The following is an 11,541-nucleotide window of genomic DNA, read 5'->3' as shown; positions in this document are numbered from 1 at the left end:
ATTAATTTGTTTGACCATATTGGCAAACGAATTAACTCGTTGAGTGCTATCACGATCTATTCGTAAAACAGGTACATCTTTAAAAATGGCTGTCAGTGCTTGTTCGATTTTTTCAGTACCGACACCGTAACTTTTCAATTCTGTATTGCCACATTCAGGACAAATTTTTGGCAACGTTTGAATCAAGCCACAATGATGGCAAAACAGGCGATTTTGATGTTGATGCACCACCATTTTGGCATCACAACTTCTGCAGTTAGCTTGCCAATGGCATTGATGACACATCAATACTGGGGCAAATCCACGGCGATTGATAAACAATAAAACTTGATGATTTTGTTTAATATGTTTTTCAATCGATTTTATTAAACTAGAACTTAAACCATTATTTTCACTAGCATTTTGTGCCGCTAATAGTGCAACCTTTGGTAAGCTTGCTCCTCCAGCACGTTCGGTTAGTTCTAGCAGTTGATAACGTTGTTGTTTGACTTGATAAAGTGTTTCTAATGAAGGTGTTGCACTGCCAAGCACGATCGGAATATTCAAGCTTTTTGCACGCATCAATGCGACATTTCGAGCGTGATATCGCAGTCCATCCTGTTGTTTATAAGAGCTGTCATGTTCTTCATCGATAATAATCAAACCTGGATTTAACATTGGGGTAAAAACGGCTGAACGAGTACCAATAATAATATCAGCCTTACCGGCTCTAGCCAGTAACCAAGCCTGTTTACGATCATTATCTGAAACGGATGAATTGATAACCACAATGTTGGCATTTAACGAATGTCTGAACCGTTCAACAAACTGTGTGGTTAAGCCTATTTCAGGAATTAACACCAAAACTTGCTGTTGGTTTTCTACGAACTCACGACAAGCTTCAATATAAACCTCTGTTTTACCACTACCTGTAATGCCTTGTAACAAGAAGGTTGTAAACTGTCCTTTGCTACCTAGAATAGCTTCAACTGAATGTTTTTGTTGATTATTTAATAAAACTTGCTGTTGTAACTCTAAACAAGGTACCGGTAAGGCAACCTGTTGTCTGGCAGTAATTACATTTTGTTGCTCCAGAGCTAACAAGCTACTTTTTACGTTGCCTAATTGAACTCGAAGCGCTTTTTCGCTTAGACCTTCAGGATAGTCTTCCAATAAATCCAGGATTTGTTGCTGTTTTTTGCCAGGTTTACTGATTGGTTGTTGTGACAATGACCAGTAAGTTTCTGTTTGCATTTCATCGGCATCACCTAGCCGTAAACGTTTGGGTAAAGCAGCTTGAAAGCATTCGCCAATTGGATGATGGTAATAACGGCTTACCCATTGCACTAGCTGCATTATTTCATTGGGCAGAAATGCCTGTTTGTCTATTTGCTGATCAATTTTTTTTAATTTATCAACGGCCTTTTCAGCTATCGGTTTTATAGAAATGACAATTCCGATCAATTGTCGACTGCCAAAGGATACGGAAGCACGCATACCGATTTGCCAGTTATTGGCAGGATCATCACTCAGATAATCAAACGTCTGGCGTAAGGGACAGGATAAGGCGATTTCGACGATGCAGCTCATTAAACAATACTAAATAGAATAAAAGAGATCTTTTTAATGATGTTAATGCTTTAGTCCTGTGTATAGCTGTACTAATCCTAAAAAGCCTTTTTATTCAGCAGTTTAATAAATGATCTAATTGTGCATAACTTTACTGTTGCGGGATCGATCTCTTGTGGATAACTACGTGACTTATCCACAGGTAATTTTATCCACAGCTTATGATCGGTTTTATAAGCAAACCATACCGTAGTTATTAAGCTTGTTTAATCAGGTTGTCAATGGGGTGATCAGGTTGGCTGGTTTCAAAAAAAGTAGTGGCTTTTACCGCTTGCTGACAGAGTCGTCTGAGTTGAGAAATGGCCTCTAATTCTTTATCCATACGGGCTATTGATAGCCTCCCTTCAGCACCACGACGTAGCAATAATGACTTTAAAGACAGGTAAGTTTTTTCTAGAGTATTGAGTTGATTTATCAAGTTTGGACTGTGCTTATCTAATACAGCGATATCAAGCAGCATTAAACAATCCACATTAAAATGGGCCAACTGTTGCTGTAATTCAGCTTCAATTGGTTGATTGGATAAGGCACGATTTTCAGCGATACCCACCGTCAAAGAGGAAATAGCATCACAATATTGCGATACCCGTATCAAATCAGCTGTTTTTTCAGCTATCTGTTCATTGATGTGTTGTTGGTAAAGTTGATGACTGAACTCACCAATTTTTAAAACATTTTGTTCAGTGTAACCATGTTGCTGTTTAAGCCAACTGACTGGACGGTTCTTATGAATGCAGTGAGTCGCCATTTTAATGACATGTTGGTTAAGACGTATTAACTCAAGTCGGATTGAAGTGATTGCTAAGTTCGGAATTTTTAACGTGGTTTTATCCAGATATTTTGGTTCGGCAATAGTTTCATCTATCGTTGAGAATTTGGTTTTTAACCAGTTTTCCAATGGATCGGCAAGTTTCCAGACCAGAGCAACACCTAATAGATTAAACACGGTATGGAATAAAACCAGCGTAGTGGTAAATTGCACATCATTAACCACTAATTGTTGAAACCAGTGGATAAGCCAGATTAATGGAACCAGCAGAATAAGACTGACGATAGCGGTTAACAGGTTAAAAATCACGTGACTGGCAACAATACGTTTTGCCACCGGCTGACTACCAATAACTGAAAATATAGAGGTTGTAGTGGATCCAAGATTACTGCCAATGACAATGGCAGCGGCCGGCAATAAACCAATTATTCCGCCAGCGAGCGAGGTTAATGCAAGTGTTAAGGTGAGACTGGAAGATTGCAGCAATGTCGTCAGGATCAATCCCGCCAGAGCAAACATCACAATATCGACCGCCAATAAACCACTTGAAAAGTGCAAATCAAACAAGCTATCAGCACCACTGAAAGTGGTTTTTAAAGCAGCTATTCCCAAAAAAAGCAGGCCAAAACCAGTTAAAGCTAAGCCGATATTGGCATAACCACGATTACTGCCCAATAAGCGCATCGCCATACCGATACCAATTAACGGTAAGGTAAATTTCTCAATATTTAGGTTGAAGCCCACCAAGACAACTAACCAACCCGTAACCGTGGTACCAACATTACTACCAAACACAATCCACATGGCTCTACGCAGACTGATAATGCCGGCATTAGCAAAACCAATTGTTGCCAGGGTGACGGCACCGGAATGTTGAATAATGGCGGTGAGCAGAAAACCAGCACTGAGACCGCGTAGACGGCTGTTGGTCCAATTTTGCAGGATTTGGTTGAGCTTGTCCCCGGCAATTTGTTTGAGTCCATCAGACATCAACCACATTCCCAACATAAACAAACCCAAGCCACCTATTAACGATCCCAGCATATTCAACATGCAACACCCATCAATTTGAGTTAAACGGTTGAATTGATAATACCGGATAAAAATTAAGCGATGCTATGCTATGTAAAGTAAATCAATGAGGTGAGTAATGAAAACGGCGTTTGTAGTGGCAATGGATGAACAGGGATTAATTGGACGTGATAATGATCTGCCATGGCGACTATCAGCAGATCTTCAATATTTTCGCAGGATCACCATGGGTAAACCGATTTTAATGGGCCGTAAAACCCATGAATCGATTGGCAGAGCCTTACCTGGTCGGCAAAATATTGTGGTGAGTTCGTTAGCTGATTATCAGGCTGAAGGATGTGATATTGTTAATTCGATTGAAGCCGCATTAAAACTTGCCGAAGATGGCGATGAAATAATGGTGATAGGTGGTTCGTCATTGTTTGAACAGATGTTTGATATTGTCGATAAGCTTTATCTCACACGAGTTCATGCTGAATTAGAAGGTGATACCTGGTTCCCGGAATGGGATAAAACGCAGTGGCAATTAATCAGCCAGGAATCGCACCCGGCCGATGAGAAAAATGACTATGCCTATAGTTTTGAGGTTTACCAACGCGCCTAATTGGATGGCGACATTAATTGTATAGCGGTATGCAGATGTTCAGCCGTTTCGTGGCCCAAATCGGTCAAATACCCCCCGTCTGGTTGGCTTATCAAGCCGTTATCAAATAATTGCTGTGCCGCTTCAACCAGACCTTCACGCGCAGTTGAATGGTGAATTTTTATACCTTGCAGTGTATTGCTGGGATCGAATTGTAATAACACTTCGATCTGGTCAATTTTTTCTTGTTGCATGTTCGGCTCCATTACCAATATAAATTTCAGTCTACGCCTAAATTACTCAGTGGTGGATGATTTAACAAGTTAATAAATTGTTCTGCTGGAACCGGTCTGCTGAACAAGTAGCCTTGCATAAAATCACAACCTTTGTTTTTTAAAGACTGCAGATGCTCTGGTGTTTCTACCCCCTCTGCTAGCGTCTTCAGACCAAGTGAGCGAGCTAAAGTGATAACAGCATCTACGATAGCTTCATCATCGTCATCAACCAACATATCAAACACAAAACTTTGATCAATTTTGAGTTTATTAATAGGAAATTTTTTCAAATAATTTAATGAAGAATAGCCGGTACCAAAATCATCCAATGATAGGCGAATTCCGGCATCAGCTAACGATTTGAGTTGTTTTATAGTCAAATCAATATTGATCATGGCGACAGATTCGGTAATTTCCAGTTCAAGATTATTTGCCGCTAACTTATGTTCCTGGAGAATGGCATTAATCATATTCACCAATAAGGGATTATTAAATTGTACTGCAGAGAGATTTATAGCAATTAATAAATCTGTATGACCTTGATTAATCCATTGTTTGCATTGAGCGATTGCGGTGTGCAATATCCATTGCCCTATCGGATTAATCATCCCAGTCTCTTCGGCGATGGGAATAAATTCCAGAGGTGAAATCATTCCAAAATCCGGATGATTCCAACGCAGTAAAGCTTCTGCTCCGGTGATTTTATTCAGCTGAATATCGACTAAGGGTTGATACACCAACGACAGTTCATTGCGAGCCAGAGCAAATCGCAGAGCATGTTCTAACTCCAATTTATGCACAATTTGTGAATGCATTTCTGCAGTGAAAAATTGATATTGATTGCGTCCGGCCTGTTTTGCCCTATACATCGCTGTATCAGCATGTTTATTGAGGCTTTCCGCATCTTTGCCATTGTCTGGATAAATACTGATTCCTATCGATACAGTAACGAATAATTGGTTACCTTCGATCTCAAAGTGAGAGGTAATATTCTCAACTAATTTTTGGGCTACATGCCCGGCTCCATCTGCATCGGTATCCGGTAGTAAAATAATAAATTCATCCCCACCCGTTCGACAGACGGTATCTTCTTCGCGCACATGATTAGTCAGTCTTTCGGCAACTTTAATCAGCAGTTTATCGCCTATCGCATGACCGAGACTGTCATTGATGAATTTAAAACGATCCAGATCGAGGTAAAGTAAGGCGAGTTTTTGGTTATGCCGCTCGGCTGAAATTAGCGCTTGGTGAATACGATCTTTGAGTAAAGCGCGATTAGGCAAACTGGTTAAGACATCGTGATGCGCCAAGAAGTTAATTTGCCGCTCTGCTTCACGGTATTTGCTGATATCCGACATGATGGCAACATAATTTTGCAATTGTTGTTGTGCATTTTCGACACGTCTAATGGATAACCATTGCGGATAGATTTCGCTATTTTTTCGGCGATTTTGTACTTCACCAGACCAATAACCTTGTTGTTCTAGTTGATTCCACATTTGTTCATAAAAGTATTTATCGTGATTTCCAGAGCTGAGAATAGATGGATTTTTACCCAAGACATCTTCCAGAGAATATCCCGTCATAACAGTAAAAGCCGGATTCACTGTGACAATAAGATTGTGTTGATTGGTAATGATGATGCCTTCATTACTGTTTTCAAAAACCAAACTGGCGAGGCGTAATTCTTTTTCAGCCTCATATTGCCGGCTGATGTCACGACTAATACCGAGTACTCCGATGGTTTCGTTGGTTTCGTTTTTAAGCGGGGTTTTCAGGGTTTCGAATATTACAGACTTTCCATCAGCTCCATTTTTACTTTCTTCATAAAATTGGCTGCTACCGTGCTGTAGTGTCAGTTGATCACTATGTCGATAATGACGAGCTTCTTGTTCCGGATAAAAGTCAAAATCTGTTTTACCAATAATGTCAGACTCATTGGCTGCTAGAAAACGCATTACAGCTTGGTTGCAACGGATATATCTTCCCTGGGCATCCTTACAAAAAATCAAATCTGGTGAAGAGTCAATGATACTCCTTAACAAAGCGCGTTCTTGGTTAAGATGTTTTTGTGACTGATTGCGTTCCGAGATATCTTCAATAATGGCAATGAATACCAACGATTCACCATAATGTGCCGTCTGCAAATCCACATGAACATCGTAGCGGCTTCCATCTTTACGACAATGATTGGTTTCGAAAATAAGCCGCTGACTTTCACCATTTAGAAGCGGCGAAATTAACGCTTTAAAGGTGGCTAGGTTGTAGTCCTTTTTCAGATCAACCGGCGTCATTTCACTTAACTCTTCGGTACTAAACCCAAGATTGGTTTTGGCGCCATGATTTACTTGAATAAATTTAAAGGTATGGGCATCAAATATATAAATCTCATTTAAAGAGCGTTCAAGAATTTCACCAAATAACGCATTTTGTTCAGCAGTGTGTTTTTGTTCACTGATATCCAGCACTACTCCAACAATTTGCACTTTTTGCGTATATTCGTCTTTTACAGCAGAGAGGTGATCTTCAACAGTAACGTAATGACCGTCACGGTGACGAAACCGAAATTGATTCGTTACGGGTTTATCGGTTTGTAAAACAGCCAGTAAAGTGCGTTTCACTTTATTAAGATCATCCGGGTGGATGGATTGCTGCCAAGCCTGTGGCTGATCTAGCCAGTATTCAGCAGGATAGCCGGAATAATTGATAACGGATTCACTGATATAACTCAGGATGAATTCTGGTGAAGCAGCAAGCTTGAATTCCAGGATATAAGTCACAGAAGGGCTTATGGTCAGCAGGTTGTTAAGAAAGTCGACAGATTGACGTAATTCTTGGCGTAACTGGTATTGATTGGTGACATTAGTAAAAACCAGAATCACACCGAGAATTTCGCTCTGTCGAACATGATCCACCCGAATAGGCGCTGCACTATCCGATATGTGATAACGCGCGCCATTACGAGCTCTTAGAACGGTGTGGTTAGCTAACTCGACCACCTCGCCTTTTTGAATAACAAGATCTACCGGGTTTGTCATCTTCTCACCGGTTTCAGCTTGATAAATATCGAATACCTCGGGCAGCGGCTGTCCGAGAGCATCTTCCTCTTGCCAAGCAGTGAGTTCACTGGCAACACTATTCATTCGTGTGATATTGCCCTTTGCATCAGTGACAATAACGGCATCACCAATGGATTCCAGTGTAATTCGTAAACGTTGTTCGTTTTCGGTCAAAATGCTGATATGCGATTGCAATTGGCTGGCAGCGTCGACTAATGTCTGGCCTATTTGAGCCTGCTTGGTATTACCTTTTAAAGGATTGATTAACCCAAAATGCTGATTCTGAATTTGTTCCGTTAGTTTTTGTAAAGCATCTAATGGAACTAATACCATTTTCCGAATTAGAGCGATTAAAAGAAAATTGGCCAATATGATCATTAATAACAATGGAATAATGGCGTCTAGAGTGTCGGTTTTTGCTTTTTTCAGTTTATTTTTTATGGAATTCTGTAATACCAAGACCCTGCCTTGATTCGCTTCAAGCAAAGGTAATATCAAGGTCAGCAGACCATCTTGATCGTGGCCGTATTCGAAGATTTTTTGAGTTGAACGAGCAAGCTCAATGTATTGGATAAGTTCCTCATCAAGGACCCTTTCAGCAGGTTGGTTTTGCCAGATAAAATAAGTAGACGATTCAATTAGATTATTGTTGTCCAGCAGTAAAGCCAGCTGGGCATCAGCTCTTAACGTAAATCTAGCAACACTACTTCTTGCCTGCTGTGAGTCATTATTAGCAATAGCATATTCAACACTGTGTCCAAGTTGTAATGCTGTTTCTTGCAGTTGTGTTTTGGAGGCTTCTTTTATATCAAAAAGACGATGCTGGTATTCATTAACGGAATAAAACACCAACAAACAAATAAATAATAAAGTAACAGCTAGAGGAAGCCATAGGGTAAGTCGATAAGTTTGAATGGGATGCATTATTAATTCATGTTCCCATTTAGTAATAGTTGTTGACTATCAATGGTTTTTTGTAACAACCCTACCTCAATCATAAGTTTATTCATCGACTCAATAATGGTTTCCAACTGATGATCAAACATATGCTGTTGCTGTTCGGGATCAGGTAATATTAAATTCTGGTAGAAATATTCTAGCTCTTGAGTAGAGACGCCTAAACGTGGGGCGATCCGAGTTAAGGCATCTTGCGGATTTTTTGCCATATATTCCCGAGCTTTCCAATAACCATCCAAAAGCTGCTGAATGCTCTTTTGTTGGAGCTTTAAGCTGCTAGCACGTGTTATCAATACATCAATGATCGCTTCGGGCAATTGGCGACTGTTAAGCAGATTAACGTAACCTTGTTGCTCAAGTTTATAAGCAACAGGATCAAAGCTTATAACCGCATCTACCTGATGATCGTTGAGTAAAAAAACGTGTTGATTCACGGTGGAGGGGATAATGGTTATGTCACTGCTATTGAGTCTGGCCAGCTGTAGAACTTGTGCCAACATATAACTGCCAACGCCGCTCTTTTCTACCGCAATTCGTTTGTCTTTAAGGTTAGCAAGCGAGCTAATGGATGGATCAACCATCAGTTTGTCTGCACCATTTGAAATATTGAAAACCAGGATTATTTTGAGATCAGATTGGGTTTCAGCTAACCGTAATGCTCCATCGAGGGTGGTGGATATAGCATCCAACTGACCCTGACGAAAGGCATGTATTGTTTCTGTACTAGACGCTAACTCTTTAAGTTCGATTTGAGTGTGATGGTAATAATTTAGATCACGTGCTAAATAAAGTATTTCATAGCCTGCCCATGGGATGGTGCCGACTCGCAACGGTTTTTCTGTATGCGAATCACAAGCTAGCAAGCTGGCAACCAAAACCAACAAATATAAAATCCGTTTAGCCAGACGCATGACCAACTCCCCTTAGTATGGGTCAACTTAACGATAGCATAAAAACAATCGTGAAATAGTATTTGCTAATATTGCTTAAAAATGAGAGAAAAACCATGGTTTTTCAAACACCTGCGTTTACAATTAAGCAATGATGGGAGTAAGCTATATTTGTGAATTAATTCAGGAGCAGCAAAATGGAAATTCCAGGTATTGCCCCTTTTAGTGGACAACCCACTTTAACTAACCCACTCTCTGCTGAAAATCAGTTGGTGGGACGTCAAACAACGGTACAACAGAACAGTGAAACCGCATCGACTACGGTGGCTCAGGAACAAGAGCCGACCAGTTTGCAGACAACTGCCGTGGTGAACGAAGCGACACAAAATGAAGCAACAGGGTTTGATACAGAAAATCCGGGTGGCACCATAGACATTACCGTTTGAGGTTTTAGATGGCCGAACCAAAAATCACACAAGATGTACTCTATCAACTGTTACGTGATGGAAAAATTGAAGAGTTTAATAACCGGATCGCTAAAGGTGAGACGGTTGATTTAACCAGCTGTGATTTTCGACATCTAAATTTGCAGGGATTACTTACCAGCGGGTTGGATTTTAGTAATAGTTATTTTCGCCAAGCCGATTTGCGTGGAATTGATTTCAGCCAATGTATCAGTCTTCGTGGAGCCAGTATTCATGGGGCAAAAATCTCCGGGGTTTATTTTCCGACGCCATTAACGGCTGAAGAAATCACGCTGTCATTGCAGCATGGAACCCGAATGCGTTACAGAGACTAGGGCTTGTTTATCTTTCATATACACCACTGCTGAGGCTATTTTTGTGTCCGACAAGGCGGAAAGCACGCAGTGTAGCTTCCTACATAAGTGATTTACAACGCAGGCGGCCGCAAAAATAGCCCCAGCCCTTCGGGTTGTGACTGAAAAAGCGCCACTCTGCGTTACTCGTCGCTTATTTAGAATAACTAAAAGGCGCTCCTTGTGCCTTGATTGACGCTTTTTCAGCTCACAACAGAGGCGGAGATGAAAGATAAACATGCCCTAATCTGTAATTTCGGCTTTCTCGCGGTTTTTGGGGATAAACCGCGAAACCAGTAATCCGAGTTCAAATAACAACCAGATAGGTACAGCTAATAAGGTCTGTGAAATCACATCTGGCGGGGTAAGCAGCATTCCTATAACAAAAGCGCCGACGATTACGTAAGGACGTTTTTGAGAAAGACTTTCTCGAGTTGAAATCCCCGTCCAGATAAGTAAAAGCGTAGCTATGGGTACTTCAAATGCCAAGCCAAAGGCAAAGAATAACTTCAAAACAAAATCCAGATAACTACTGATATCCGTCATTACCGCGACACCCTCGGGTGCAGCCTGGGTCAGGAAACCAAAGATCAACGGGAAAACTATAAAGTACGCGAAGACGATTCCAAGAATAAACAATACTGTACTGGCAAACATCAAGGGAAAAACAAGCCGCCTTTCATGTTGATATAGACCTGGCGCAATAAACGCCCACAACTGATATAGCAGTACGGGCATGGCCAACATAATCGACGCCGTTAACGTCAATTTAAATGGCGTTAGAAAAGGTGATGCCACTTCTGTGGCAATCATTGAGCTGGTTTCGGGCAGATGCTCCATTAAAGGAGCAGATAAAATTAAATACAATTCATTGGCAAAAGGTAACAGACAAACCGCAATGATTAATATCGCCAGAATACCTCTAAGCAATCTATCTCGAAGCTCAACTAAATGCGAAATTAGTGGTTGTTGCTCACTATTTTCCATCATCGGCCTGCTTTTTATCTAGGGAATCGTCAATAGGTTTGTCAGTGTTTGATTTCGGTTTTGTCGGTTCATCAAGATCAATGATTTCATTCAAATCAGGTAAATCATCTGGTTTTTTAAAAGCTTGTTTAATTTCTTCCGCACGAAGCTCTTTTGCAATATCGTTTTTGACTGCTTGTAATGAGGCATTGGCACGACCAATCCATAAGCCACAGACTCGAACCACTTTGGGCAGTTTTTCCGGGCCGACTACAATTAATGCCACAACGGCGATTAATAACAGTTCCCAAAATCCGATATCAAACACGTTGGTTAGCGTTTAGTCGAGTCGTGTTCTTCATGTTGCTGTTTGTGCTGCTCGGTTTCACTGTCATGTTTGAGATTACCGGCCTCATCTTTTTTCTCATCTTCGCCTTCACGAACCGAGGATTTAAAGCTTCGAATGGCACTGCCTAAATCGCCGCCCAAAGAGCGCAATTTTTTAGTGCCAAAAAGTAAAATGACAATGACCAAGACGATCAATAATTGCCAAACACTGATTCCACCAAATCCCATGATGCGCTC

The 11,541-nt window shown here is 40.8% G+C and carries 11 protein-coding genes; 3 read left to right on the top strand and 8 right to left on the bottom strand.

What is annotated here, in order from left to right; translation table 11 throughout:
* Window positions 1-1,569, bottom strand: a 1,569-nt coding sequence (priA, locus tag ACN0V2_RS11455; RefSeq protein WP_417550952.1) for a replication restart helicase PriA, incomplete at its 3' end; no start/stop codon positions are given.
* A 235-nt stretch (window positions 1,570-1,804) separates the two neighbouring features.
* The gene (locus ACN0V2_RS11450; RefSeq protein ID WP_417550951.1) at window positions 1,805-3,430 is read right to left on the bottom strand and encodes a Na/Pi cotransporter family protein; all 1,626 of its coding nucleotides are present in this window, start codon (window positions 3,428-3,430) and stop codon (window positions 1,805-1,807) included.
* Window positions 3,431-3,527: 97 nt separating this feature from the next.
* Here ACN0V2_RS11450 and folA point away from each other — a divergent pair, with 97 nt between their 5' ends.
* Window positions 3,528-4,013: a type 3 dihydrofolate reductase gene (gene folA, locus ACN0V2_RS11445; protein WP_417550950.1), complete on the top strand. Its 486-nt coding sequence runs from the start codon at window positions 3,528-3,530 to the stop codon at window positions 4,011-4,013.
* Here folA and ACN0V2_RS11440 read toward each other — a convergent pair.
* The 3 genes from ACN0V2_RS11440 to ACN0V2_RS11430 are packed head-to-tail and all read right to left on the bottom strand — an operon-like array spanning window position 4,010 to window position 9,194.
* On the bottom strand, window positions 4,010-4,246 hold the full coding sequence (locus ACN0V2_RS11440) for a TIGR02647 family protein (RefSeq protein WP_417550949.1): 237 nt from the start codon (window positions 4,244-4,246) through the stop codon (window positions 4,010-4,012). The two genes, folA and ACN0V2_RS11440, sit on opposite strands and share 4 nt — an antisense overlap.
* A 26-nt stretch (window positions 4,247-4,272) precedes the next feature.
* Entirely contained in the window at window positions 4,273-8,250 is a 3,978-nt protein-coding gene (locus ACN0V2_RS11435; RefSeq protein WP_417550948.1) for an EAL and GGDEF domain-containing protein, read from the bottom strand.
* Between the two features lie 2 nt (window positions 8,251-8,252).
* A complete protein-coding gene (locus tag ACN0V2_RS11430; protein WP_417550947.1) occupies window positions 8,253-9,194 on the bottom strand; it encodes an ABC transporter substrate-binding protein in 942 nt (313 codons plus the stop codon).
* A gap of 176 nt (window positions 9,195-9,370) precedes the next feature.
* On the opposite strand from ACN0V2_RS11430, the gene ACN0V2_RS11425 reads away from it, so the two are divergent.
* Together ACN0V2_RS11425 and ACN0V2_RS11420 are read left to right on the top strand one after the other, a co-directional pair.
* Window positions 9,371-9,619, top strand: a complete 249-nt coding sequence (locus tag ACN0V2_RS11425) for a hypothetical protein (protein WP_417550946.1) — start codon at window positions 9,371-9,373, stop codon at window positions 9,617-9,619.
* Between the two features lie 8 nt (window positions 9,620-9,627).
* The gene (locus tag ACN0V2_RS11420; protein ID WP_417550945.1) at window positions 9,628-9,972 is read left to right on the top strand and encodes a pentapeptide repeat-containing protein; all 345 of its coding nucleotides are present in this window, start codon (window positions 9,628-9,630) and stop codon (window positions 9,970-9,972) included.
* A gap of 261 nt (window positions 9,973-10,233) precedes the next feature.
* On the opposite strand, the gene tatC is transcribed toward ACN0V2_RS11420, so the two are convergent.
* From tatC to tatA, 3 genes are read right to left on the bottom strand one after another with little or no spacing between them, the layout of a single operon-like run.
* Window positions 10,234-10,977: a twin-arginine translocase subunit TatC gene (tatC, locus tag ACN0V2_RS11415; RefSeq protein ID WP_417550959.1), complete on the bottom strand. Its 744-nt coding sequence runs from the start codon at window positions 10,975-10,977 to the stop codon at window positions 10,234-10,236.
* The gene (tatB, locus tag ACN0V2_RS11410; RefSeq protein ID WP_417550944.1) at window positions 10,967-11,284 is read right to left on the bottom strand and encodes a Sec-independent protein translocase protein TatB; all 318 of its coding nucleotides are present in this window, start codon (window positions 11,282-11,284) and stop codon (window positions 10,967-10,969) included. The genes tatC and tatB overlap by 11 nt, the downstream gene beginning before the upstream one ends.
* Before the next feature lie 5 nt (window positions 11,285-11,289).
* Window positions 11,290-11,532 carry a twin-arginine translocase TatA/TatE family subunit gene (gene tatA / locus ACN0V2_RS11405; RefSeq protein ID WP_417550943.1) on the bottom strand — a complete coding sequence of 81 codons (243 nt, stop codon included), beginning with the start codon at window positions 11,530-11,532 and terminating at the stop codon, window positions 11,290-11,292.
* Window positions 11,533-11,541: the final 9 nt, after the last annotated feature.

The organism is Methylophaga sp. (genome assembly GCF_048266885.1).
GTDB lineage: Bacteria > Pseudomonadota > Gammaproteobacteria > Nitrosococcales > Methylophagaceae > Methylophaga.
Note: the sequence above shows the minus strand (reverse complement) of the source record. Positions and strands in the feature narration are given on the sequence as shown.

Coding starts and splice junctions, on each gene's coding strand:
- ACN0V2_RS11430 (WP_417550947.1), bottom strand. CDS start 9,194: ATGCGTCTGGCTAAACGGATTTTATATTTGTTGGTTTTGGTTGCCAGC.
- ACN0V2_RS11420 (WP_417550945.1), top strand. CDS start 9,628: ATGGCCGAACCAAAAATCACACAAGATGTACTCTATCAACTGTTACGT.
- tatC (WP_417550959.1), bottom strand. CDS start 10,977: ATGGAAAATAGTGAGCAACAACCACTAATTTCGCATTTAGTTGAGCTT.
- tatA (WP_417550943.1), bottom strand. CDS start 11,532: ATGGGATTTGGTGGAATCAGTGTTTGGCAATTATTGATCGTCTTGGTC.
- ACN0V2_RS11440 (WP_417550949.1), bottom strand. CDS start 4,246: ATGCAACAAGAAAAAATTGACCAGATCGAAGTGTTATTACAATTCGAT.
- folA (WP_417550950.1), top strand. CDS start 3,528: ATGAAAACGGCGTTTGTAGTGGCAATGGATGAACAGGGATTAATTGGA.
- ACN0V2_RS11435 (WP_417550948.1), bottom strand. CDS start 8,250: ATGCATCCCATTCAAACTTATCGACTTACCCTATGGCTTCCTCTAGCT.
- ACN0V2_RS11425 (WP_417550946.1), top strand. CDS start 9,371: ATGGAAATTCCAGGTATTGCCCCTTTTAGTGGACAACCCACTTTAACT.
- ACN0V2_RS11450 (WP_417550951.1), bottom strand. CDS start 3,430: ATGTTGAATATGCTGGGATCGTTAATAGGTGGCTTGGGTTTGTTTATG.